General features: G+C 72.2%; 18 protein-coding genes. 13 read left to right on the top strand and 5 right to left on the bottom strand.

The genetic code is table 11. The features are described 5' to 3' along the window. Nucleotides 1–14 precede the first annotated feature (14 nt). The 5 genes from nadA (at nt 15) to T398_RS07410 (ending at nt 8,567) form a co-directional block, all read left to right on the top strand. The gene (nadA, locus tag T398_RS07390) at nt 15–1,214 is read left to right on the top strand and encodes a quinolinate synthase NadA (protein WP_496445607.1); all 1,200 of its coding nucleotides are present in this window, start codon (nt 15–17) and stop codon (nt 1,212–1,214) included. A gap of 118 nt (nt 1,215–1,332) precedes the next feature. Then, complete coding sequence (murA, locus tag T398_RS07395) at nt 1,333–2,781, top strand: UDP-N-acetylglucosamine 1-carboxyvinyltransferase (RefSeq protein ID WP_496445608.1); 1,449 nt, start codon at nt 1,333–1,335, stop codon at nt 2,779–2,781. Between the two features lie 95 nt (nt 2,782–2,876). After that, on the top strand, nt 2,877–3,461 hold the full coding sequence (locus tag T398_RS07400; RefSeq protein ID WP_496445609.1) for a DUF3043 domain-containing protein: 585 nt from the start codon (nt 2,877–2,879) through the stop codon (nt 3,459–3,461). A gap of 447 nt (nt 3,462–3,908) precedes the next feature. After that, nucleotides 3,909–7,415, top strand: coding sequence for a WG repeat-containing protein (locus tag T398_RS07405; RefSeq protein WP_496445610.1), 3,507 nt, complete (start codon nt 3,909–3,911; stop codon nt 7,413–7,415). Nucleotides 7,416–7,568: 153 nt separating this feature from the next. Continuing rightward, on the top strand, nt 7,569–8,567 hold the full coding sequence (locus T398_RS07410) for an aldo/keto reductase family protein (RefSeq protein ID WP_496445611.1): 999 nt from the start codon (nt 7,569–7,571) through the stop codon (nt 8,565–8,567). Between the two features lie 142 nt (nt 8,568–8,709). Here T398_RS07410 and T398_RS07415 read toward each other — a convergent pair whose 3' ends face one another. Next, the gene (locus T398_RS07415; RefSeq protein ID WP_496445612.1) at nt 8,710–9,507 is read right to left on the bottom strand and encodes a site-2 protease family protein; all 798 of its coding nucleotides are present in this window, start codon (nt 9,505–9,507) and stop codon (nt 8,710–8,712) included. Then, nucleotides 9,507–9,707, bottom strand: coding sequence for a hypothetical protein (locus T398_RS07420; protein WP_018216464.1), 201 nt, complete (start codon nt 9,705–9,707; stop codon nt 9,507–9,509). The genes T398_RS07415 and T398_RS07420 overlap by 1 nt, the downstream gene beginning before the upstream one ends. A gap of 162 nt (nt 9,708–9,869) precedes the next feature. On the opposite strand from T398_RS07420, the gene T398_RS07425 reads away from it, so the two are divergent. The 3 genes from T398_RS07425 to T398_RS07435 all read left to right on the top strand — a co-directional run bounded on the left by T398_RS07425 (nt 9,870) and on the right by T398_RS07435 (nt 14,002). Continuing rightward, complete coding sequence (locus T398_RS07425) at nt 9,870–11,879, top strand: bifunctional adenosylcobinamide kinase/adenosylcobinamide-phosphate guanylyltransferase (protein ID WP_496445613.1); 2,010 nt, start codon at nt 9,870–9,872, stop codon at nt 11,877–11,879. Further along, nucleotides 11,869–12,642, top strand: coding sequence for an adenosylcobinamide-GDP ribazoletransferase (locus tag T398_RS07430; RefSeq protein WP_496445614.1), 774 nt, complete (start codon nt 11,869–11,871; stop codon nt 12,640–12,642). Before T398_RS07425 ends, T398_RS07430 begins: the two co-directional genes overlap by 11 nt. Nucleotides 12,643–12,706: 64 nt before the next feature. After that, the gene (locus tag T398_RS07435) at nt 12,707–14,002 is read left to right on the top strand and encodes a DUF2314 domain-containing protein (protein ID WP_496445615.1); all 1,296 of its coding nucleotides are present in this window, start codon (nt 12,707–12,709) and stop codon (nt 14,000–14,002) included. A 56-nt stretch (nt 14,003–14,058) separates the two neighbouring features. Here the strand turns inward: T398_RS07435 and gcvT are convergent, their stop codons facing one another. Beyond that, nucleotides 14,059–15,183, bottom strand: coding sequence for a glycine cleavage system aminomethyltransferase GcvT (gene gcvT / locus T398_RS07440; protein ID WP_496445616.1), 1,125 nt, complete (start codon nt 15,181–15,183; stop codon nt 14,059–14,061). 161 nt (nt 15,184–15,344) lie between these two features. Between gcvT and T398_RS07445 the strand changes: the two genes are divergently transcribed. Further along, a complete protein-coding gene (locus T398_RS07445) occupies nt 15,345–16,910 on the top strand; it encodes a leucyl aminopeptidase (RefSeq protein ID WP_496445617.1) in 1,566 nt (521 codons plus the stop codon). Nucleotides 16,911–16,988: 78 nt separating this feature from the next. Here T398_RS07445 and T398_RS07450 read toward each other — a convergent pair whose 3' ends face one another. Further along, nucleotides 16,989–17,315: a hypothetical protein gene (locus T398_RS07450; RefSeq protein WP_018726859.1), complete on the bottom strand. Its 327-nt coding sequence runs from the start codon at nt 17,313–17,315 to the stop codon at nt 16,989–16,991. Nucleotides 17,316–17,455: 140 nt separating this feature from the next. Here T398_RS07450 and lpdA point away from each other — a divergent pair, with 140 nt between their 5' ends. Both lpdA and sucB read left to right on the top strand, forming a co-directional pair. Next, nucleotides 17,456–18,883: a dihydrolipoyl dehydrogenase gene (gene lpdA / locus T398_RS07455; RefSeq protein ID WP_496445618.1), complete on the top strand. Its 1,428-nt coding sequence runs from the start codon at nt 17,456–17,458 to the stop codon at nt 18,881–18,883. 66 nt (nt 18,884–18,949) lie between these two features. Further along, nucleotides 18,950–20,743 carry a 2-oxoglutarate dehydrogenase, E2 component, dihydrolipoamide succinyltransferase gene (gene sucB, locus T398_RS07460; protein WP_496445619.1) on the top strand — a complete coding sequence of 598 codons (1,794 nt, stop codon included), beginning with the start codon at nt 18,950–18,952 and terminating at the stop codon, nt 20,741–20,743. A 121-nt stretch (nt 20,744–20,864) separates the two neighbouring features. Here the strand turns inward: sucB and T398_RS07465 are convergent, their stop codons facing one another. Beyond that, nucleotides 20,865–21,131: a winged helix-turn-helix domain-containing protein gene (locus tag T398_RS07465; protein WP_018223161.1), complete on the bottom strand. Its 267-nt coding sequence runs from the start codon at nt 21,129–21,131 to the stop codon at nt 20,865–20,867. 632 nt (nt 21,132–21,763) lie between these two features. Here T398_RS07465 and T398_RS07470 point away from each other — a divergent pair. Continuing rightward, nucleotides 21,764–22,096 (top strand): hypothetical protein, encoded by a 333-nt coding sequence (locus tag T398_RS07470; protein WP_496445620.1) that lies wholly within the window; start codon nt 21,764–21,766, stop codon nt 22,094–22,096. A 21-nt stretch (nt 22,097–22,117) separates the two neighbouring features. After that, entirely contained in the window at nt 22,118–24,295 is a 2,178-nt protein-coding gene (locus T398_RS07475; RefSeq protein ID WP_496445621.1) for an FUSC family protein, read from the top strand. Nucleotides 24,296–24,421 lie beyond the last annotated feature (126 nt).

Raw genomic sequence — 24,421 nt, forward strand, 5'->3', positions numbered from 1 at the left:
GAACCATAGGGGGCGTGACGTCGACCTGGGTTGAACCTTCCGCCACCGCCACCGCGCTCCTCCTGCTCGGTCGGGGCAGCGATCCGGCCTCCGAGCGGGGAGTCGAGTGTCCTGGCGACCTGCCGGCACCGAGCGACCCCGAGTTGGTGGCCCGGGCGGCGGCGGCGAAGGCACAGCTGGGTGACCGGGTCTTCGTGCTGGGTCACCACTACCAGCGCGACGAGGTGATCCAGTTCGCCGACGTGACCGGCGACTCGTTCAAGCTGGCCCGGGAGGCCGCCGCCCGGCCGAACGCGGAGTACGTCGTCTTCTGCGGCGTGCACTTCATGGCCGAGAGCGCCGACATCCTCACCACGGACCAGCAGCGGGTTGTCCTGCCCGACCTGGCCGCCGGTTGTTCGATGGCGGACATGGCGGCGCTTGGGCAGGTCGAGGCCGCCTGGGAGACCATGGCCGACCTCGACCTCACCGCAGGCACCGTCCCGGTCACCTATATGAACTCCTCAGCGGACATCAAGGGTTTCGTCGGGCGTAACGGCGGTGTCGTCTGCACCTCGTCGAACGCCAAGCGGGCGCTGGAGTGGGCGTACCAGCAGGGCCAGCGGGTACTCTTCCTCCCCGACCAGCACCTGGGCCGGAACACCGCCGTGCTGGAGCTGGGCTTCTCGCTGGACGACTGCGTGCTGTACGACCCACACAAGCCAAACGGCGGGCTCACCGCTGGGCAGCTACGTGACGCTCGGATGATTCTCTGGCGGGGGCACTGCTCGGTCCACGGCCGGTTCACCCTCGACAGCGTCAACGACGTACGCGAGCGGGTGCCGGGCGTCAACGTGCTGGTGCACCCGGAGTGCCGGCACGAGGTGGTCCGCGCCGCTGACTTCGTCGGATCCACGGAGTACATCATCAAGAGGATCGAGGCGGCGCCGGCCGGCTCGGCGTGGGCGGTCGGCACGGAGCTGAACCTGGTCCGCCGGCTGGCGCTGGCCAATCCGGACAAACAGATCATGTTCCTGGACCGGGCGGTCTGCTACTGCTCGACGATGAACCGCATCGACCTACCCCATCTGGTGTGGGCGCTGGAGGAGTTGGTCGCCGGCCGGGTAGTGAACCAGATCACGGTGGACGCGGAGACCGCACACCAGGCGCGGGTGGCGCTGGACCAGATGCTCGCCCTGCCAGGAACGGAGAACCGGCCACCAAGCGGAGTGTGATAACTGTCCGTATCGACTCTGGCGCAAAAAGTGCTAGAACGCCGATAGCTACCGCCAAGGGCGATCTGACCGAGTCCGCCTTCGTCACGGAGGGCTATGCTGCCCTGGGCGACGACTCGTGGGTGTCCCGGTCCCCGACCCCTGTCATCGCAGACCGCAGGACATCCAACCCCACCGATACCCGGCACCACTCGACGCGCTGGAGGTTGCGTTGACCGACGACGTCCTGGTCGTACACGGAGGCACTCCGCTGGAAGGGCGAATTCGCGTACGCGGCGCGAAGAACCTCGTCTCCAAGGCGATGGTCGCCGCGCTGCTTGGGGACAGCCCAAGCCGGCTCTACGACCTACCGAAGATCCGTGACGTCGAGGTCGTCCGTGGCCTGCTCGGCGTACACGGCGTCAAGGTCACTGATGGCGACGAGGACGGCGCACTGGTCCTCGACCCCGCCAACGTGGAGAGCGCCAGCACCGACCAGATCAACGTGCACGCCGGTTCCAGCCGGATCCCGATCCTGTTCTGCGGGCCGCTGCTGCACCGGCTTGGCCACGCCTTCATCCCTGACCTCGGCGGTTGCCACATCGGCCCGCGCCCGATCGACTTCCACCTCCAGGCGCTGCGCGAGTTCGGGGCGACCGTCGAAAAGCAGCCGGAGGGCTTACACCTGTCGGCGCCGGACGGCCTGCACGGCACGAAATTCGCGCTCCCCTACCCGAGCGTCGGCGCCACCGAGCAGGTGCTGCTGACCGCGGTGATGGCCGAGGGCGTCACCGAGCTGCGTAACGCCGCGGTCGAGCCGGAGATCGTCGACCTGATCTGCGTCCTCCAGAAGATGGGTGCGATCATCAAGGTGCACACCGACCGGGTGATCGAGATCCAGGGTGTGCCGAAGCTCCACGGCTACTCGCACCGCCCGATCCCGGACCGGATCGAGGCGGCCAGCTGGGCCGCCGCCGCGCTGGCCACCCGCGGCCACGTCGAGGTGCTGGGCGCGGAGCAGGCCGACATGATGACGTTCCTGAACATCTTCCGCTCGGTTGGCGGCGAGTACGAGGTCACCGACGCCCGCCCACCCCGGCTGAACGACCCGGGCCAGGAGGGCGGTATCCGATTCTGGCACCCGGGCGGGGAGCTGAAGTCGGTCGCACTGGAGACCGACGTACACCCGGGTTTCATGACCGACTGGCAGCAGCCGCTGGTCGTGGCGCTGACCCAGGCCCGTGGCCTCTCGATCGTGCACGAAACGGTCTACGAGCAGCGACTCGGCTACACCTCGGCGCTGAACTCGATGGGTGCGAACATCCAGGTCTACCGGGACTGCCTGGGCGGCACGCCGTGTCGCTTCGGCCGGCGCAACTTCAAGCACTCGGCAGTCATCGCCGGGCCGAGTAAGTTGCACGCCGCCGATCTGGTCATCCCCGACCTGCGGGCCGGGTTCAGCCACCTGATCGCGGCGCTCGCCGCCGAGGGCACCTCCCGGGTGTACGGCGTCGACCTCATCAACCGTGGTTACGAGGACTTCGAGGCGAAGCTCTCCGACCTGGGCGCACACATCGAGCGCCCGTGACCCGTACCACCCCGGGCGGCACCGCCCGCTCCTGACGCCCGTGCCCGGCGCACCGCGATGTGCACCGGGCGCGGGCGTTTGGCTACGCTTGTTACGTGCCCCTGTTTCGTCGCAAAGCCACTGACCTGCTCGACGACTCCACCACGCCGGTGACGCCCGAGGAGGAGCCCGCCGCCGCCCAGCCTCGGGGCTACACGCCGGCGAAGGGGCGCGAGACGCCCAAGCGGCCCAGCGTCGGGCGGCGCCCCACCACGGTGGTCAAGTCGTTGAGTAAGGAAGAGCGACGCCGGCTGCGCGCCGAGTCGGCCTCGGAGTTCCGCCGCGAGGGCGGCCCCCGCGACCGGGGGCCGGAGCGGCTACTGGCCCGCAACGTGGTCGACTCCCGACGCACGGTGGGCACCTGGTTCTTCGGTGGCGCACTGATCGTGCTACTCGGCGCGAACCAGGCGATGCCGCCGGAGGTCCGGCTCGGCTCCAACATCCTCTGGGTGGTGCTGGCGTTCGCCCTGATCGTCGACTCGGTCCTGATCTCACGGAAGATCAAGAAGCTGGTCCGGGAGCGTTTCCCGAACACCGGGCAACGGCTGGGCTCGCTCTACCTCTACGCGATCATGCGGTCGATCACCTTCCGCCGGATGCGGGCCCCCGTACCCCGTGTCGCCATCGGCGACCAGGTCTGACGATCCCCGCCGGCGAGCACCCGCGCGCCCCTTTCCGACACCTCGCCCCCTCCCGACATCTCGGCCCTTCCGACACGCCGAGGCCCGATGCTCGTACGGCATCCGGCGGGACACTGACGCCACCGGAATCGAAACTTTAGTCCGGATATAGCCCAAATTTCCGGAACATGGGATAACGTTTGGGTCCCGCGCGGGCGTCGCAGTGGCGGCGACCCAGCCCGCGCCGCTACCCTCCTTCCGCAGCTATGCCTTGCGGGACGGAAGATGCTACCGCCGGCGGGTGCCCAGCGCGACAAGGTGCAACGAGGTGACAATCGCCGTGAGCGAGCGGACGCGAGCCGGTCATCGGGGCGCGCCCGGAAGCAAACCGACGCCCCCGACAAATCCTGCCCAATCCCCACCCGCAGGCCAGGGCAGCCCCCTTGTCCACACCGACGGGGCGCACGGATGAGTCGCGGCGGTTACGACGACCCGTGGCACCGCACCACCGAGCCGTCCTGGATGGTCGAGCCGACGAACGAGTGGCATCCACAGTTCCCCGGTCAGCGCTTCCCCGGTGACATCGGCGTTGAGCACACCCAACCGCCCGCCCCGCGCGGGCGAGCTGCCGTCGTCGGCCGGGCCGCGGTGCCCCCGCTGGCGCCGACCCGCCCCGACGGGACCTACACCGGCCGTTCCTGGGATGAACCGGACGACCACCGCGCCCACCAGGACGAGGAGCCGCGCCGCCGATGGCCGGGGGAGACACCCCGGGTAGCAGACCGAGGCCGAGGAACAGCGCCGGGCGGTTTCCGAGACGGCGACCCCGGCCGGGAACGGGACAGCCAGCGCACCGACTCCGGGCGCAGTCACCACGCCCACCCGGACCGGCACGACGGCCGGGTTCCGTGGCACGAGCCCGCGGGATGGAGCCAGCCGGTCTCCCCCGCCCAGCGCCCGGAACCGGGCTGGATACCCGAACCGGACGAGGAGCGACCCCAGGGACACGACCACTACCCCCTTGGTCGGGAGGCCGGGGGGCCACCACCCCGGACCCGCTACCCGTGGGGGCGGTCAACCGACACCGATCATGGCCGGCTCGGCGCACCACCGGAGAACGACGGTGGGCGCCCGCGGCCGGACGGGCCCCAGCCGCGCCGGGATGGACGGGTTGACCCATACCCACGATGGCATTCCGCCGGCCCTGGTAACCCGGCCCGCCCCGGTCCCTTGGTCGGCCCTGGTAGCCCGGCCGGCCCCGGTCCCTCGGCCGAGCACGGCACCGTCCACCCGCACCGGGACGGGGCACCCGGACCGGTCCGCCATCCCGACCGGGACCGCGGCCAGCAGCAGCCGCACCCCAACCGCCGGCCCGGGACCGGACGCCCTTGGCAGCCAGCCCAGCCGGGCCCGCACCAGGAGAACCCCCAACGCGGCACACCACCCGGACCACACCTCCCGCCACCCCACCGACCGCCTCAGGACGGTCCCCCGACAAGCACGTCGGCACCCCCGCACGGCCGACCGGTATCCGGCGCGCCCAGCCAACCGGTATCCGGCGCCGCCGGGACGGCCCCGCCGCCCCATTCGGACCCGGACCGCCCGGTCACCGGCAAAGCGCCCGGACCGACGCCGCCGCCTCCCAAGGCGGCCGGACCGACACCAGCCATCAAGACACCGCGGCCGCAGCGGTACGTTCCGCCACCGCCCACCACCGACCCCGTCCGGCCCGCACCAGGCCCAAATGGGCCAAGCGGCTGGTTCGGACCGGCCGCCCCCGCCGAGCCGCGCACCCCCGCCACCGGCCCCTCCAGCCCCGACGCACCGCCGTCGACGGCCGCATCCCACCAGCCCGACGACGCACCAGCCGCCACGTCACCGCTCTCGGCGACAGCGGCCAGCGCCACGACCGAGTACGCGGAACCCGCCAGCGTCGTCGAGGAGAAGACGGAATCCGCCAACCCCGCACCGGAGGAGACCGAGCCAGCCGATGCCGTACCGGCCGGCGCCGCTGATGTTCTCGGCAGCAGCGACGAAGCCCCGAACGAGGATCCAGCCCCGTCCGCAAGCGCTGCCCTGACGGAAGGCCCAGACCCGGCGCAAGCCGACGCCGACCTGGAGCGGGCACCAGCGGAAGGGCTCGTTCCCACCGCCGAGCCCGCCTCGTCGGATTCGGAGACCGCGTTGCCACCGGTCGCGACGGACCGGGGGCCGGCACCAGAGCCGGAACCGGAGGCGGAGGCGGAGGCGGAGGCGGAACCGGAGGCGGAGGCGGAACCGGAGGCGGAACCAGAACCGGAACCAGAACCAGAACCAGAACCAGAACCGGAGGCGGAGGCGGAACCGGAGGCGGAGGCGGAGGCGGAGGCGGAACCGGTAGCGACCTCAGCGCCGGTAGACCTGACCGCGGCGACCGCGGCGACGGTCGCGCCGGAACCGGCCCAGGTGTTCCCCGCGCCCCCCACGCCGCGGCCGGAGGCCGACTCAACGGAGGCCGACTCAACGGAGGCCGACTCAACGGAGGCCGACTCAACGGAGGCAGCGGAACCGACGGAAGTTCCCGCGCCGGAGGCAGCGACCGCTCCCCCGCCGGAGACGGCAGCCGCTCCCGCGACGGTTCCGCCCACCCCGGACCGGAGTGACCCGCCGGAGGTCGCGGACGTCAACGACACCGCCCCACCGGGCGACCCCGAACGGGTGCTGGCCAACCTTCCCTGGCGACTGGACCCGGCCACGCTCCGCGAGGTCATCCCCGACCCCCAGCAGTTCCGGAATATCCGACACCGGTTGACCGAGAAGCTCGGCACGGCCCTGGACAACCGATCCCGGGCCCGGCTACTCAGTCTGCGGGCCGTGGCGTCCCGGGCGGCTGGTGACCTGGACGAGGCGCTGGCGGACGGCCGGCTGGCCGTGACCTACGCGGAGGCCACCGGCGAGTTGCGACGGTCCGCTCTCGCGCAGGCCCGGCTGGCCCAGGTACTGCGATGGCGGGGCGAGTACGACGAAGCCGACCGCCTCTTCGCCCAGGCGAACTCGCCGGAGCTGCCTGACCGGCTGCGGGTGGCGCTGCACGAACATGCGGGACGGTGTTGCGTTGACCAAGGTCGACTGATCGAGGCATGCCTGCATTTCGAGCGGGCTCTGGACCTACGCGGCACCGCCGATCCGGAACTGCTGGACCGGGTACGGGTGAGTCTGGACGCGGTCGCCGATCTGGCCGCCAAGACCGGCTTCGGGCCGTACCCCCGCAGCAGGGCGGAGTTGCTGGAGCCGGACCAGCCGCCGGTGCCGGCGCGTGACGGCGATCTCTGGGGGTACGCCGACCCGGATGGTGACCTGGCCATCGCGGCGGAGTACGCGGAGGCGCAGCCGTTCCGGGAGGGCCTGGCCTGGGTTCGCCACCCGGATGACCAACGGTGGTCGCTGCTCGATCGAGCTGGCAGCACCGTGTTGCCAGCGTCCTGGCTGGTGGTCCGCCCGTTCGCCGACGGACTGGCCTGGGTGTCCCAGGGCGAACCCGGTGACTGGCGTGCGATTGACCCGCAGGGCGAGGTCGTGGTGCCACCGGGGTTCACCGACGTGCGCCCGTTCCGACACGGTATCGCCGTGGTCCGGCGCGAGGGGTGGGGCGCGGTGGACCGTGCCGGCCGGCTGGTGGTACCGACCCGGTACCACGGGTTCGCCACCGTGCTCACTGCCGGCGGGCAGGTGGATGGCTTCACCGAGGAGGGGTTGGCCGTCGTTGACCTGGCCGGGCGGTACGGCGTGGTGGACCGGACGGGCCGGGTGGTCGTGCCGCCGGCGCACCCGGCGTTGGTGGTGCACCCCGTGGCCTACCTGGTAGCCACTCCCGCCGGCCGATGGGGAGCGTTGGATCGGCAGGGCAGACCGCTGATCGAGCCGACGCAGCTCGACCAGGCCGGGGTGCTGGCCGAGATCGAACAGCTGCTCACCGATGCGGTGCCACTACTCTGACCTGGTCGTACCGGAAGGTCGGCCGGCAACAGCTCCGCCGCCGAGACCGAGGCGGACCCGGGTACGGCGGCGGCCGGCCCAGCTGGTGCACCGGGTCCGGCGTGCAGAGCCGGGTCCTTCGTTGGCGGCGCGCCACCGGGTTAGGGTCAGGGAATGGAATTCCGACACCTGGGCCGTTCCGGCCTGATAGTCAGCGAAATTTCGTACGGAAACTGGATCACCCACGGCTCCCAGGTTGAGGAGGAGTCGGCCTTCGCCTGTGTCCGGGCCGCCCTGGACGCCGGTATCACCACCTTCGACACCGCGGACGCGTACGCGGGCACCCGGGCGGAGGAGGTTCTCGGCCGGGCACTGCAGAACGAACGGCGTGCCGGACTCGAGTTGTTCACGAAGGTGTTCTGGCCGACCGGTCCGGGTCGCAACGACCGGGGCCTGTCCCGCAAGCACATCATGGAGTCGATCGACGGTTCGCTGCGCCGGCTGGGCACCGACTACGTCGACCTCTACCAGGCGCACCGGTACGACCACAGCACCCCGATCGAAGAGACGATGGAGGCGTTCGCCGATGTTGTCCGCGCCGGGAAGGCGCTCTACATCGGGGTCTCGGAGTGGACGGCGACGGAGCTGCGCCAGGCCCACAAGCTCGCCCGTGAGCTGCGGATTCCGCTGATCTCCAACCAGCCGCAGTACTCGATGCTCTGGCGGGTCATCGAGGCCGAGGTGGTGCCGGCCAGCGAGGAGTTGGGCGTCGGTCAGATCGTCTGGTCCCCGATGGCGCAGGGCGTGCTGACCGGGAAGTACCAGCCGGGTCACCCCCCACCCGCGGGCTCCCGGGCCACCGACGAGAAGTCTGGCGCGGGCTTCATCGCCAAGTGGCTCAGCGACGACGTGCTGACCCGGGTGCAGCAGCTCAAGCCGCTCGCCGAGCAGGCGGGGCTGAGCATGGCCCAGCTCGCCATCGCCTGGGTGCTACAGAACCCGAACGTCTCCTCGGCGATCATCGGCGCCTCCCGCCCCGAGCAGGTGCACGACAACGTCAAGGCGGCCGGGGTACGGCTCGACGCCGACCTGCTCAAGGCCATCGATAACATCGTCGAGCCGGTCGTCGAGCGGGACCCGGCCCGGACCGAGTCCCCCGCGCAGCGGCCCTGACCCACCCACGGTGGTGGACTGGCCGAAATTGACCGGCCCACCGCCGTGCGGGCTGACCGCCCCGCCGTGCGGAGTGACCGCCCCGCCGTGCGGAGTGACCGCCCCAGCGCCGGCCGGAATGACCGGCGGCACCCGCGGGGCCTCAGCTCTGCCAGAAACGGACCAGATCCAGGCCGAGCCCGTACAGGCCCGGCGGTAGGCCCAACGCGTCGCCGACGGCGAAGACCGTCCCGAAGAACCAGCCGTTGATCCGGGGGTTCCACAGCAGCGCGAAGAGCAGGAGAAAGCCGTACGGCGCGAAGAGGTCGTACACCCGCCGGTACGGCGGGGAGAGCCAGGGCTGGATCATGTTGCCACCGTCCAGACCCGGCACCGGAAGCAGGTTGAGCAGGCTCGCGGTGAGTTGGAGGAAGGCGAGCAGTGCCACCGCCGCCCAGAACTGCACCGGCCCGCCGCCGCCCGCTGCCAGCCGGACGGCGATGACCAGCACCAGCGTGAACACCACGTTGGTGGCCGGGCCGGCGAGGCTGACCAGGGTGTGCCGGAGCCGCCCCGGAATGGCGTGCCGGTCCACCCAGACCGCCCCGCCGGGCAGGCCGATACCACCGAGCAGCACCACCACCACCGGCAGTGCGATCGACAGCAGTGGATGGCTGTACTTCAGCGGGTTGAGGGTGAGGTAGCCCTGGTGCGCGACGCTACGGTCCCCGGCCCGGAACGCCACCAGCGCGTGCGCGTACTCGTGCAGGCAGAGTGAGACCAGCCACCCGGAGACGACGAAAAGGAACACGTTGCCCCGGACGTTGCCGATTCCCTGCCAGGTCAGGACCCCACTGAGCACGAAGAGGGCCACCAGCCCGAGGAAGACCGGGCTGGGGCGGAACGCTGCCCGGGGCACGCCCAGCACCAGCGGCCCACCTCCAGCACGATCTCCGGCCATCACTCCGCCGGGGGCTGCAGACTCATCCGGTACTCCACGCGATCGTCCTCGACAAGCAGGACCGCGATTACGCCGGCCGCCGCGAGTTCCCGCCAGGTCTGGCCGATCCAGGACTCGGCGTCCGCCTGGCTACTGAACGACTCGGCCGGCCCGGATGCCGGTTCGCCGTTCTCACCCTCGTACTGCCAGCTCCACGCCATCTGCGTGTCTCCCCTCGCCGCGGATCTCCCGTCAGCCTAGTCCGCCGCGCCGCCGACGGCTGCACGTCCGGCCCGCCATGATCGTTACGAGGTGAATGTGAGCAGCTCCGGGAGGAGCGGGGCGGGAGGCGGGCGGGAGGCGGGCGGCCTTAAGGTACGGACATGTCCATTGACGGGTGGAACACGGTCCTGGTGCTCGGCGGAATCCGGTCGGGAAAGTCCGAGTTCGCCGAGGCCCTGGTAGCCGATGCGCCGGCGGTCCGGTATGTGGCCACCGCCGGCGACACCAGCGCCGACGACGAGGAGTGGGCGACCCGCCTCGACGCTCACCGCGCTCGCCGGCCGACGACGTGGACCACGGAGGAGACCGCGGGGCAGCCCCGCCGATTGGCGGAGCTGCTGGCCGCCGCGCAGCCCGCCGAGACGCTACTCATCGACGATGTCGGTGGCTGGGTGACGGCTCTCCTCGACCCCGCCCACCAACCCGTCGACGCCACGGCCACCATCGCCGTGCTGGTCGCGGCGATCCGCTCCTGCCCCGCGCGGCTGGTGCTGGTCAGCGCCGAGGTTGGCCTCTCGCTGGTGCCGACGACCCCGCTCGGCCGGGCCTTCACCGACGCGCTCGGCACCGCCAACCGGGCGATCGCCGACGCGGTTGACACGGTCGTGCTGGTGGTCGCCGGCCAGCCCAGCTGGCTCAAGCCGCCCCCACCGACCCGCCCAGCCGCCGTCCCGGCGCAGATCACGCCGGCCGCCGCCGGCAGCAGAGCCGCTACCGGCCCGGTCCTCGCACCGCCGCCGCTACCGGAGGTGCTGACCCCGAGCGCCCCGCCCACACCGGCCGCACTCGCCGCCGGTGCCGGCGCCCCCTGGTTGGCGCCGCCGGCGGCCGCGACCGGCCTGGCCATCGAGCCGGGCCTGGCCATCGAGCCGGGCCTGGAGCTACCCATGCCCGACGAGGACGCCGGCTCGCAGGCCGGGCAGCGGGTGGCCACCCGGGACCTACCCGGCGCCGGCTTCGGCGAGCTCACCCAGCTGGTCGAGTTCGCCGCCGCCACCCAGGGCACTCCGCAGCCCGTCCCCTGGGCCAGCACCCGGGTACTGCTGGTGCATGGTGACCACGCGGGCGGTGCCGCCGCCGGCACCGCCCCTGGCGACTCCGCCCGCCGGGCCCAGGAGGCCCGGGACGGCCAGGGTGCGTGGGCCCGCCTCGCCGCTGAGGCCGGGGCGGAGCTGCAGGTGGTTGACGCCCCCGCCGCGGACCCGATCGAGACCGGCCCGGCGCTCCCCCTCAACCAGGTCGAGGCGGCGTTGCAGCTCGGCTGGCGGCTCGCCGACCAGGCCGCCGACGCGGGCGTACGGCTGCTGGTGCTGGGCGCCTGCGGCGCCGGCACCGACGCCGCCGCGGCAGCGGTGCTCGCCGCCACGGCCGGCGCCGAACCACCCGCCGTACTGGCCCGGGTGCGTACCGGCGCCGGCGAATACGACGACGCCGCGTGGATGGTCCGCTGCGCGGCCATCCGGGATGGGCTGCATCGCAGCCGCCACTCGTCCCGCGAGCCCAGGGAGATCCTCGCCGAGGTGGGCGGCGGCGACATCGCGGTCGCCACCGGCGTGCTGCTCGGCGCTGCCGCGCGGCGGCTGCCGGTGCTTCTGGACGGGCCGGTCGGAGTTGCGGCCGGTCTGGTCAGCCGCGACCTGGCCGGGCCGGCCCGGCACTGGTGCCTGCTCGCCGACCACGGCGGGCACCCCGGTGTCCAGCTCGCCGCCGACGTGCTCGGCCTCACTCCCCTGCTCGACCTGCGGCTGGACCTGGGCGAGGGCGGGAACGCGCTGGTGGCGCTGCCGATGCTGCGGTCGGCGCTGGCCTTGGCCGCGGCGCTGCCGGCGCACCCGTCGCTACGGGTCGAGTCGGACGAAGCCACGCCGGACGAAGCCACGTCAACCGTGGCCGAGTTGACGACGGAGCCGGCGGCCGCCGGGCCAACGACGAGCGAGCCAGACGAGGCCAAGCCGACGGAGGAGTCGGAACCGGCGACGAAGCAACCGGAGCCGGCGACGCCGACGGAGGACGAACCGGACTTCCGCGAGCCAGAACCGGCCGGACCGGGGCCCACCAGCACCGATCCGGAGTCCACCCCGCTGGATTCGTCCGGCCGGCGTGCCGGCTGAACCGCGGCTCGCCGCCGGTGCCCGGCTAGCGCTGACCACGTTCACCACGTTGCCGGTGCAGGCCGGCCGGATCGACCGGGCCGTGGCCGGCACCGCGATGGCCCTGGCCCCGGCCGTCGGCGCGCTACTCGGTGCCCTCCTCACCGGAGTGCTGCTACTCACCGGCGGCTTCGCGCCGCCACTGGTAGCGGCCGGCGTCACGGTCGGTGCCGGCGCGCTGCTCACCCGAGGGCTGCACCTCGACGGGCTCGCCGACACCGTGGACGCGCTCGGCTCGTACCGGCGTGGGCCGGCCGCGCTGGAGATCATGAAGAAGCCGGATGTCGGCCCGTTCGGGGTCACCGCCCTGGTGGTCGTCCTCCTGGTACAGGCGGCGGTGCTGGCGGAGCTGGCCGAACGGTCAACGTCGACCGCGCTGGCGGCGGTGGTGACCGCCACCGCCGCCGGTCGGCTCGGAGTCGCGCTGGCCTGCCGGCGCGGGGTGCCGGCAGCCCGACCGGACGGGCTGGGAGCACTGGTCGCCGGGACCGTCGGGCCCGGCGCCCTCGCCACCGGGACCACCGTGGTGGCGCTGCTGGCGCTCGCCGCCGTGCCGGACCGCCCGTGGCAGGGACCGCTGGTCGTCATCGCCGCCCTCGCCACCGCGGTTTGGCTGCTCCGGCACGGCGTACGCCGTCTCGGTGGGATCACCGGCGACGTGCTCGGTGCCACCGTCGAGGTGGTCACCACCCTGGTCTACCTGGGACTGGTCTTGTCCGGCTGAACTCCGCCCACCCCGGCGGGTAGCGTTACGCACGACAACACCGGCACGGCCATCCGGGAGACCCATGCTCATCACGGACGACTTCCTGCCCGTACCGGTCCCGGAATCGCTGAACGCCACCTACCTGGTACCGATGGCGGGGCTCCCGAAGGTGGGCACGAAGACCGCGGTACGGCAGCTCACCGGGCGGCTCGCCGAACCGGTGCACGCCCTCGCCCAGCAGATGCTGGACAGCCCGCTGATGAGCGTGGACACCCGGCCGATCCACGAGTTCCCCGAGCTGCCGCCGGACCTGCTCACCGCCTTCGGCGCGACCGAGGCCCAGCTGTCCCGGCTGGCGGCGGCGACCCACCTGGTCGTGGTGCAGGCCGAGTACCAGCCCGGCTGGCCGCCCGCGCACGAGTGGGCGGCGCGGGCGGTGGCGGCGGCGGTCGCCGACACCGCGGGCGGCGACGTGGTGGATGTCTTTGGGCTCCAGTTCCTCGACCCGACGACCGCCTTGCGGTCCCTGCCGGACGAGCAGGGCCGGATCCGGCTGGTCGACTGGGTACTGGTGCCGTACTCGTCCGACGCCGACGGGCTCTGGTTCACCACCAAGGGGCTGCGCCGGTTCGGGCTGCTGGAACTCCAGGCACAGGGCGTGCCGGACCACCTGACCCGGGCCTGGGGCGCGGTGATGACCGGCACGGCGCGGCGACTGCTGCGGGTGTGGACCGACGGCCTGGCCGGCGAGGAGCTGCCGGCGTTCGTGCAGCTACCCGTACTGGCCACGGTCACCGGTGGAGACATCGCGGTGGCGTACGGCAACCCGGAACAGCATGGGGCCACCGCCCCGGTGCTCCTCCGGCTAGAACTCGACCCGGCGACGGACCCGGAGGCGGATTCGTTCCTCACCCTGCGGCCGCCGGCCGGCTACTCCGGGCCGGACGGCCGCTACTACGCCTCGGCCTGTGGAACCCTCTTCACCGGCATCGCCCCGGACGTGCGCTACACCCGCTCCGGCGACGCGATGAGCCGGGCGGTCGCCACCGCCCGCGCCGCGCTGGGCGAGATCCGCGCCCGCTTCCTCGCCGGGGCGCTACCGCCGGAGACACAGCTGGTGGTGAAGTACGGGCTGCCCGGAGCGGACGGCCCGGAGTACGTGTGGGCCGGGGTGACCTCCTGGCCGACGCCGGAGCAGATCGAGGGTGCCAGCGCCAGCGACGCCAACACGGATCCGGCCGTACGGATCGGCTCCGCGGTGGTGGTGGAGGCGACCGACGTGGTCGACTGGGCGGTCCTGGACGGCACCGGGGTCCGTGAGGGCGGCTGGACCCAGGCCGTCCTGGATGCCGGTGAACGCCCCGCCCCGCCGGTCTGACCCGGCCCCACCCCACCCGATCGGCAGGGGTGGCGCGGGCGCTGACCGGGAGCGAGCTACCGAACCGAGGGGTTGACGAACGGCGGGCGGACCAGGTTCACCGCTGCCCGGCGTCCCCGGATGTCGACCTCGAGCTCGACCCCGTCGGCCAGGGCCGGCTCGGTGTCGATCAGGGCCAGGGCGATGCCCTGCTTCCGGGTCGGGCTGAAGGTGCCGCTGGTGACCGTGCCGACCGGCGTCGCACCGTGGTAGACGACCATGCCGGGGCGCGGGATGCCCCGATCGACCGCCACCAGGCCGCGCAGCCGGCGCCGGGGGCCGGCGGCCTTCTCCGCGAGCAGGGCCGCCCGTCCCCAGAAGGCGGGCTTGTCCCAGCCGACCGCCCAGCCCGAACGGCCCTGCACCGGGGTGATCTCCAGCGACAGGTCCTGCCCGTGCAACGGGTAGCCCATCTCGGTCCGCAGGGTGTCCCGGGCGGCCAGGCCACACGCCTGCAGCTGCTCGTCGGCGGCGAAGAGCGCGTCCCAGACTCCGCCAGCCTCCGCGGCGGGCAGGATCAACTCGTAGCCCAGTTCGCCGGTGTAGCCGGTGCGGCACACGGTCAGGTTGGCCCCGGCCAGCGTGCCCTCCGCGAAGCTCATGTAGCCGTGCTCCGTGGGCAGGCCCAGCGCGCCGAGCAGGTCGGCCGAGCGCGGGCCCTGCACCGCGAGGATCGCGTACGCCTCGTGCTCGTCAGTGATCGTGACCGTCGGTGGCGCGGCGGCCCGCAGCCGGCGCACCACCTCCGCGGTGTTCGCGGCGTTGGGGATCAGGAAGACGTGGTCGTCGGCGTACCGGTAGGCGATGATGTCGTCCACCACACCGCCGGTGGCATCGTCGCAGCAGAGGGTGTACTGCGCCTGGCCCGGCCCGATCCGGGCCAGGTCGTTGCTGAGGCAGGCGTTGACGAACTCCGCCGCCCCCGCGCCGGTGACCCGCACCTTGCCCAGGTGGGACACGTCGAAGACGCCCACCGCGTCGCGGACCGCCGAGTGCTCCCGGCGCACCCCGCCCCCCGCGTACTCGAGCGGCATCTCCCACCCGCCGAAGAGGGCAAACTTGGCGCCGGCAGCGACATGCCGGTCGTGCAGCGGGGAGCGGCGCAGCCGGGTTTCGGCGGAGCCGGAGGTCACGTCGGTCATGGGTGGCAACTTACCGGCACCTCCCCGGCTGGTTAGCATCGGCGGGACCCGCCAGCACCACTGGCGGGACAGCCCTGGTCAACGGCGGGTACGGTCCGCCGGAGACCTTCATCGCTGGTACGCGACGACGCGACCAGCCCGGCCCGCCCGGAGTAGCTTCAGTGACATCGCCCACCATTTCCCTCAGCCTCGTCGACACCGACCCCGCCGAGCTCGCCGTTGACGCGATCGTCGTCGGCGTGCACAGCCAGCCCGGAGAGCGGGCCGGCGACCTCGTCGGCACCCTGCTGCTGGCCAGCGGCGCGGAGAGCATCGCCGCGGCCTTCGATGGAAAACTGACCGAGACGCTGGCGTTGCTCGGCGCAACCGGAGGCCCGGGCGAGGTGATCAAGCTCGCCACGCTCGGCACGGTTACCGCTCCGGTGATCGCCGCGGTGGGTCTCGGGCCGGAGCCGACCGGCGCCGCCCCCACCCCGGAGACCCTGCGCCGGGCGGCCGGTGCCGCGGTGCGGGCGCTGGCCGGCTCGGCCCGAGTCGCGCTGGCCCTGCCGCTGCCGGACGACGCCGACGCGCCGGCAGCGCTGCGTGCGGTCGCCGAGGGCGGCCTGCTGGGCGGCTACCGGTTCGCCGGTTACAAGACCCGCCCACAGCCGGCCCGGCGGGAGCCGGTCGCGGAGGTGCTGGTCGCGGTCCCGGACGCGGGTGACGCCACCGCCACGGCCGAGGTGGCCCGGGCGCAGGCGGTGGCCAACGCGGTCCGGTCCTCCCGGGACTGGGTCAACGCCGCCCCCAACGAGCTGCGCCCGCCGGCCTTCGCCGACTCGGTGGCGACCGCCGCCCGCGCGGCTGGCATGGAGGTGGAGGTGCTCGACGAGGTCGCCCTGCGCGAGGGCGGCTACGGGGGCATCACCGCCGTCGGGCAGGGGTCGCAGGCCCCGCCGCGACTGGTGCGGATCAGCTACACCCCGGCCGGTGGCGGCAACGGCAAGCGGGTCGCCCTGGTCGGCAAGGGCATCACCTTCGACAGCGGCGGCGTCTCGATCAAGCCGTCGCAGGGTATGTGGGAGATGAAGGCCGACATGGCCGGCGCCGGGGCCGTCGCCGCCGCGATGCTGGCGGTCGCGGAGCTCGCGCCCGCCGTGTCGGTGACCGCGTACGTGCCGATGGCGGAGAACATGCCCTCCGGTACGGCGTACCGGCCGGGCGACGTCATCACGATGTTCGACGGCAAGCGCGTCGAGGTGCTGAACACCGACGCCGAGGGGCGGATGATCCTCGCCGACGCGATCGCCCGGGCCTGCGCGGACGGCTGCGACTACCTGCTGGAGACCTCCACGCTCACCGGCGGCCAGGTGGTCGCGCTGGGCAAGAAGGTCGCCGGGGTGATGGGCACGCCGGAGCTGTGCGAGCGGGTGCGTACCGCCGGCGAGGCGGTCGGCGAGCCGACCTGGCCGATGCCGCTGCCGGAGGACGTGCGCAAGGGTATGGACTCCGAGGTCGCCGACATCTCCCAGGTCAACGCGGGGATGGACCGGGCGGGTCACATGCTCCAGGGCGGTGTGTTCCTGCGTGAGTTCGTCACCGACGAGGTCGCCTGGGCGCACATCGACATCGCCGGCCCCGGCTACCACTCGGGGGAGCCGACGGGCTACTGGACCAAGGGCGGCACCGGGGTGCCCGTCCGCACCCTGCTGCACCTGATCGAGGACATCGCCAGCCAGGGCTGACCGGTCAGCAGGGGCCCTCGTACCCGCCGGGCGGGTACGAGGGCCCCTGCCGCACCACCCGCCGGGCCGGTGCGGGTTTCAGAACAACTCGGGGCGGCGCTTGCGGCGTTCGTTGTAGTCCCGCATCCGCTGCGGGTAGCCCATCAGGCTCACGTCGTAGACCGGGATGCCCAGCCGGTGGGCGAAGCGCCGCGCGCCGTCCGGGCCGTCGATCCGGCGGCGGGTCCACTCGCCGTCGTCGGCGATCAGCATGACCGTGGTCTCGGTCATGGTCGTCCGGGGCTCGATGTACGCCTCGACGCCCCGCCGGGTCCGCACGAAGTTCTCCAGGTGGCCCAGATCGCCCCGGTCAACCCCGCGATCCTGACTGACCGGACGTGCCTTCTTCCGTCGGAACAGTCCCACCGGCTGTCTCCCCACACCCGCACCATCGAAGCTGATGCCAAGGGTACGTGTCTCGGACGTGTCGTTGGGCACCTCGTTACCCGTGCCGGGCGTGGTGGTGACAAGATGACCGAGGTGGGGTGTGTCCGCATTACCCCACCGTGACCCCCCGATGCAGCCAGGCGACCTGGGAGTTGGACGTGAGCGAGCCGAACGAGACCTTCGACATCGTCATCCTCGGAGGTGGCAGCGGTGGCTACGCGGCGGCGCTGCGCGCCGCCGAGCTGGGCCTCTCCGTTGCGTTGGTCGAGAAGGGCAAGCTCGGCGGCACCTGCCTGCACAACGGCTGCATCCCGACCAAGGCGTTGCTGCACGCCGCCGAGATCGCCGACCAGACCCGCGAGTCGGAGCAGTTCGGCGTCAAGGCCGAGTTGGTCGGCATCGACATGGCGGCGGTCAACTCGTACAAGGACGGGGTGGTCGCGCGGCTGTACAAGGGCCTGCAGGGCATGCTGCGCGGCGCGAAGAACATCACCATCGTGGCCGGCGCTGGCCGGCTGGTCGCGCCGAACACCGTCGAGGTCGACGGGAAGCGGTACACCGGCCGTAACATCATTCTGGCCTCCGGCTCGTACGCGAAGAGCCTGCCCGGCCTGGAGGTCGACGGCGAGCGGATCATCACGAGCGACCACGCGCTGGTGATGGACCGGGTCCCCGCGTCGGTGATCGTGCTCGGTGGCGGCGTCATCGGGGTGGAGTTCGCCAGCGTGTGGAAGTCCTTCGGAGTGGACGTCACGATCATTGAGGCGCTGCCCCGGCTGGTCGCCGCCGAGGACGCGGAGTCGTCGAAGGCGCTGGAGCGGGCCTTCCGGAAGCGGAAGATCAACTTCAAGGTCGGCAAGCCGTTCGAGAAGGTCGAGAAGACCGACACCGGCGTTCGCGTGACCATCGCGGGCGGCGAGACCGTTGAGGCCGAGCTGCTGCTGGTCGCCGTCGGTCGGGGACCGAACACCGCCGGCCTCGGCTACGAGGAGCAGGGCGTCCGGATGGACCGGGGCTACGTGCTCACCGACGAGCGGCAGCGCACGAGCGTGCCGAACGTCTACGCGGTCGGCGACATCGTGCCCGGCCTCCAGCTGGCACACCGCGGCTTCCAGCAGGGCATCTTCGTCGCCGAGGAGATCGCCGGCGAGAATCCGGCCGTCATCGACGAGGCCGGCATTCCTCGGGTCACCTACTCTGACCCCGAGCTGGCGTCGGTCGGCCTGACCGAGGCGAAGGCCAGGGAGCAGTACGGCACCGACAAGATCAAGACCTACAACTACAACCTGGGCGGCAACGGCAAGAGCCAGATCCTCAAGACGTCCGGCTTCGTCAAGCTGGTCCGGGTCGAGGACGGCCCGGTCGTTGGCTTGCACATGGTGGGTGCCCGGGTCGGTGAGCTGATCGGTGAGGCCCAGCTCATCTATAACTGGGAGGCGTACCCCGCCGAGGTGGCGCAGCTCGTGCACGCCCACCCGACCCAGAACGAGGCGCTGGGTGAGGCACACCTGGCCCTCGCCGGCAAGCCGCTGCACGCGCACGCCTGACACGACAACCACGGCGTCCGGCGACGGGCGACGATCCCATCAGGGGAATGAAGGAGTCTGGAGAAAATGCCGGTATCGGTCACCATGCCCCGGCTCGGTGAGAGCGTCACCGAGGGCACCGTCACGCGCTGGCTCAAGCAGGAGGGCGACACCGTCGAGGTTGACGAGCCGCTGCTCGAGGTGTCGACCGACAAGGTGGACACCGAGATCCCGTCCCCCGCGGCCGGTGTACTGACCCGCATCGTGGTCGGTGAGGACGAGACCGCCGAGGTCGGCAGCGAGCTGGCGACGATCGGCGACGAGGCGGCGGGCGGCAGCGGGGCGGCGGGCGGTGGCGAGGCCGAGCCACGGCAGTCGGCTCCCGAGCCGACCGCCGCCGCCGAGGGCACCGGCCCGGAGCCGGAGCAGGAGCAGCCGGCTCCCGCGCCCTCCGGCGGGGGCAGTTCGTCGGGGGGCGGCAGCCCGGTGACGATGCCGGCCCTCGGCGAGAGTGTCACCGAGGGCACGGTCACCCGCTGGCTCAAGCAGGTCGGCGACACCGTCGAGGTTGACGAGCCGCTGCTCGAGGTGTCGACCGACAAGGTGGACACCGAGATCCCCGCGCCGGTCGCCGGGACCGTCCTGGAGATCACCGTGGCGGAGGACGAGACCGCCGATGTCGGCGCGACGCTGGCGATCGTCGGCACGGCCGGTGCGGCAACGAAGCCCGAGCCCAAGCCGGAGCCGGCGCCCAAGCCCGAGGCGAAGCCGGAACCCAAGCCCGAGCCGAAGCCCGACCCGAAGGTCACCGAGCCGACCCCGGGCGCCTCCTACAACGAGCCGGCGGCCGAAGCCGAGAGCGCCCCCGATCCGGCGAAGGCGGAGCGGGCCTCCGCCCCGTCCGCGCCCGCCCCCCGGCCGGCGACGACCGGTGGCACGGAGAGCGCCGGCTACGTCACCCCGCTGGTCCGCAAGCTCGCCGGCGAGCACGGGGTTGACCTCGCCACGGTCAACGGCACCGGCGTGGGTGGCCGGATCCGCAAGCAGGACGTGCTCGACGCGGCCGAGCAGGCCCGCGCCGCCAAGGCGGCTCCGGCCCCGGCGGCGCAGCCGGCCGCCCCCGCGGCGAAGCCGGCGGCCCGGCCCGCGCCCAGCAGCAAGCGGGGCAGCACCGAGAAGCTGCCGCGGATCCGTACGACCATCGCGAAGCGGATGCACGAGTCGCTGCACGAGATGGCGCAGCTCACCACCGTGGTCGAGGTCGACGTCACCCGGATCGCCAAACTGCGGGCACGGGCGAAGGACGCCTTCCAGCAGCGGCACGGCGTGAAGCTCTCCTTCCTGCCGTTCTTCGCCCTGGCGGCCGTCGAGGCGTTGCAGGCGTTCCCGATCGTCAATGCCCAGATGGACCTGGGGGCCGGGACGATCACCTACCCGGAGGCGGAGCACCTCGGCGTCGCCGTGGACACCGAGCGGGGCCTGATGGTGCCGGTCATCCACAACGCCGGCGACCTCAACCTGGGCGGTATCGCCAAGCGGGTCGCCGACCTGGCCGAGCGCACCCGGACCAACAAGATCAGCCCGGATGAGCTCGCTGGCGCGACGTTCACGCTGACCAACACCGGCAGCCGGGGTGCCCTCTTCGACACCCCGATCGTGCCGTCGCCGCAGTCGGCGATGCTCGGCACGGGTGCCGTGGTCAAGCGCCCGGTCGTGGTCAACGACCCGGACCTGGGCGAGGTCGTGGCCGTCCGGTCGATGATCTACCTGGCCCTGTCGTACGACCACCGACTGATCGACGGCGCCGACGCGGCCCGTTTCCTTGGCGCGATCAAGGAGCGGCTGGAGGCCGGCAACTTCGAGGCCGAACTGGGCCGGTAACACCCGACCCGACGACGGTGGGCTGCCCGGATCACCGGGCAGCCCACCGTCGTCTCACGGGTCCGGCTGCTCGGCGACGCACGGAAATGGTCGGCGAAGCGTGGACAGGTCACGAGCGGCGCTAGCCGCTGCTGTCACCCTCCGGCGGTTCTGCGACGAACACGCCGACTCCCTGCACGCCTTCTACCAAGCCTTCGGTACGCAACGCGAAGATGGCCTGACGCACGACGATGGCGGAGACGCCATGCTCCTCGCAGAGCTGCCGTGTTGATGGGAGTTTGTCTCCCGGAGCGAGCTCACCGGACGCAACCTGCTCACGGATGTGGTCAACGAGCTTCGCCCACTTGGGTTTGGCGGGCATCTTAATCTCCCTGGTCTGCACCGCCATTTGATCACGCATCTACTTGTGATTGCAACCAATGCCCACCGATGCCTTGCTTTATATAAGCGCTTATGTGATGCTGGGTCTCGGCCGGCTCCCTGGTCTGCAACCGGGCTGGTCACTCCGTGAAACGCGCCCGACCGGCCGCCCATCCCCCCGGAGGTCGGTCGGGTGCCACGCCCTGCCCGAGCCTCCGACGCAGAGCAGGACCTCAGACCCCCGGGGGACAGTTCCGGGCGTCAACCGTCCCGGTCCGGACCCTCCGCGCGCCGGTCCTCCGGTGCCGCGACCCGAGAGGAGACGCCCATGCCACGAGCCATACCCCGACCGACCGGCGCGGAGCGCGACTCGCCAAGGCGAAACACGCCGCGCGTACTCCCCCGGCGGCGGCGACCCGACCCGCCGGTGCCACTCGCGCCCCGACACCGGCGGACCTGACGGGGGCTACGGCGCTGGTGCTCGTGCGGCCTACGCTGGACCGCCTGCCCGGACCGGCACGCACCCATCCCGACCGAGCCACCGACCCCGAGGCCGCGAAACACCCGTTGGCACGACGAGCCGACCCAGGCCAACCCACAGGTGGGGCGGGCCGGGCGGTTGACCCTCGCGCAGGCCTGGCGGGCGAACGGTGGGCACTGGTGACGAAACGTCCGCACACGCCACTGCGGCCGCTCTGGCTGTGCCGACGCTGCGGCGCACCGTGGCCGTGCGGCTCCGCACGTTTGACGCTGCTGCGGGAGTACGCCCACGATCAGGTTGCGTTGATCATCTACCTCGGCGGGCTACTGTACGAGGCGACCGAACAACTGCACGCGCTCAACCCGCGGGAGATGCCGGACGCGGGTCAGCTCTTCGACCGGTTCCTCGGCTGGCACCGAAGCCGGATGTCCGGCCCCTACCCACCGGCGAACCTGACGAACGGCGATGGGTGCCGCGCCGAACACGTCGCCAACGAGGTCCGGAGCGAGTAGTCGCTTCGATACGCTACGCCTGTGTGGTCGCGACACGTCCGTGCCCTGGAGTGGCTTCGGCAACGGGATCCGGACTACTGCGTCATCCGCCATGCGACCCGGGTGGCCCTCGTCGCCTGTCTCCTCTTCTACGGCTTCCGGTACGGCCTGAACAGCACGATCATGGCCACGTACGCGCTGTTCGGCACCATCGCCGCCGGCGTCTTCGCCCAGTTGCCGGGTGGGCCGGCGCAACGGGCCCGGACGCTGCTCGCCGCCCTGCCGGTCATCTGGGTCCTGATCGCCGTCGGGACCGTACTGGCGGCGAGCACCTGGGCCGCCACGATCGGCATGCTCGTGATCGGGTTCGCGGTGGCGTTCGCCGGTGTCGGCGGACCTCGCCTGATCGGCCTCGTCGGCGCGTTTCAGATCTCCTACATCCTGGCCAGCTTTCCCCCGTACCAGCCCGACACCCTGCCGGAACGGCTGGCCGGGGTGACGCTCGCCGTCGTTCTGTTTGCGGCAGCCGAGGTGTGGCTCTGGCCCGGGCCGGCGCCGGCAACCAGCGCGCAGCGCCTGGGCGGGGCCGCGCGGAGTATCGCCTCGTTCGTCGCCGCACTCGCGGACCTGCTGGCCGGGCAGCCGGACGCGGGTGAAGTGGCCCGACGACGCCGGACCACGGCGGCCGACGCGGTCACACAGACCCAGATGTGGCGGCAGCCACTGTCCGAGCGGGCAGCGTCGGCGAGCCGGCGAGACCACGCGCTGCGGGACGCGGCTACCGACCTACACCAGACGTTCCGGCACGCCGACTGGCTCCTGCAGGCCCGCTCGACGACCACCGACGTGGGCGCGGCAAGGTCCCTACGGGACTGCGCGGCGTCCCTGCGCCACTCCGGCGACGCGCTGTTGGGAACGGAGCGGGCGTCCCCCGACCGGGCCGTTTCCAGCGAGCACCAGCAGCCGGACGGCGGGCGGTCGGCCACTACCGATCAGCTCCGCGTGGCCATGATCGTCCGGTCGCTGGCCCGGCACACGGATCTCGTCGCGACTGCCGTCCGGATCGCGGGAGGCCACCCTGACCCCACCGGCCAACCGGGAGGACCGCACAGCTTCTGGTATCTCCGGCGGAGCACCCCGTCGCTGTACTGGCAACGGCTGTGGGTACACCTAACCCCACGTTCCGTGTTCTTCCAGCGGGCCCTGCGACTCGCCGTCGCTCTGGCCGCCGCCCGGTTCGTCGCCGGTGCGCTGGATCTGGAACACGGCTTCTGGGTGCTCCTGGCCACCCTCAGCCTCCTCCGGACCTCCGCGGCGGAGACGTGGGCCACGTTCCGCCGGGCCCTGGCCGGCACCCTCGTCGGCGCCGCCGCCGGGGCCCTGTTGCTGCTGGCCGCTCCCGGGCAGGAGACGTATGCGGTGATCCTGCCCCTGGCGCTCGGGCTGGCCCTGTGGGTGGGTCCGCTACTCGGGCTCGCCTGGGCGCAGGCGCTTCTCACGCTGGTGCTGATCGCCGCCTTCGCTCAACTCACCCCGGCGGACTGGCATCTGGCCGGTGTCCGCCTGCTGGACGTCCTGACCGGCGCGGCGATCGGCGTCGTAACCGGCATACTCATGTGGCCGAAGGGCGGCGGTGGTGAGCTCCGCCGGTACACGTCGGCCTACCTCGACGCGGGTGCCGAGGCGATCGAGGAGACGGTCCTCAGGGTGGTGGGACGAGCCCAGGGCCAGCAGGCGCTTGCGGGGGCGCACCGAGCGCAGATCCTCACCGACGCGTCGTTCTGCCAGTACCACCTGGAGCACACCGATCCGCGCCCCACCGACGTGGACTGGGAGGCGGCCCTGGCCGCGGGGCATCGCATCGTACGCGGTGCGGAGCGACTCGGCACCGGCGACCCGGGCGGGATGCTGGCGCACCGGTGGCCCGGGCCCACCGACCAGCTCGTACGCCGGGCTCAGCGGCTGCGGTCCGACTACGCCGACCTGGCCAGCCGCGTGGCGCGGGGTCGCCTGCACGGTACGGCTTCCGCGGCGCAACCAACGACGGGTGTCGCCGAACAGTTCCACGAAAACACTCAGGGTAACAACCGCCGGGCCGACGTCCTGCACCTGATCGAGGTCGACCACTGGCTGGCCGACCTCGGTCGAAACCTCAACCGAATTCCCGCACCGGCCCAGCCGGACCGGGGGAACGGTCTACCCGAACCACCGGGCAGCTAGCCCGGACGCCCGTAGTGACCGTAGGCACGAATCTTCGCCCGCAGGTGGTCGCGGCCGCGCGACCGTCCCGGTGCCGGCAAACCTCGGCCGAATCGGTCAGGTGACCAACTCCACGCATCTATTGGT

It is taken from the genome of Salinispora goodfellowii (assembly GCF_059570675.1).

Coding starts and splice junctions, on each gene's coding strand:
- T398_RS07425 (WP_496445613.1), top strand. CDS start 9,870: ATGTCCATTGACGGGTGGAACACGGTCCTGGTGCTCGGCGGAATCCGG.
- sucB (WP_496445619.1), top strand. CDS start 18,950: ATGCCGGTATCGGTCACCATGCCCCGGCTCGGTGAGAGCGTCACCGAG.
- T398_RS07415 (WP_496445612.1), bottom strand. CDS start 9,507: ATGGCCGGAGATCGTGCTGGAGGTGGGCCGCTGGTGCTGGGCGTGCCC.
- T398_RS07405 (WP_496445610.1), top strand. CDS start 3,909: ATGAGTCGCGGCGGTTACGACGACCCGTGGCACCGCACCACCGAGCCG.
- T398_RS07420 (WP_018216464.1), bottom strand. CDS start 9,707: ATGGCGTGGAGCTGGCAGTACGAGGGTGAGAACGGCGAACCGGCATCC.
- gcvT (WP_496445616.1), bottom strand. CDS start 15,183: ATGACCGACGTGACCTCCGGCTCCGCCGAAACCCGGCTGCGCCGCTCC.
- T398_RS07465 (WP_018223161.1), bottom strand. CDS start 21,131: ATGGCGGTGCAGACCAGGGAGATTAAGATGCCCGCCAAACCCAAGTGG.
- T398_RS07410 (WP_496445611.1), top strand. CDS start 7,569: ATGGAATTCCGACACCTGGGCCGTTCCGGCCTGATAGTCAGCGAAATT.
- T398_RS07435 (WP_496445615.1), top strand. CDS start 12,707: ATGCTCATCACGGACGACTTCCTGCCCGTACCGGTCCCGGAATCGCTG.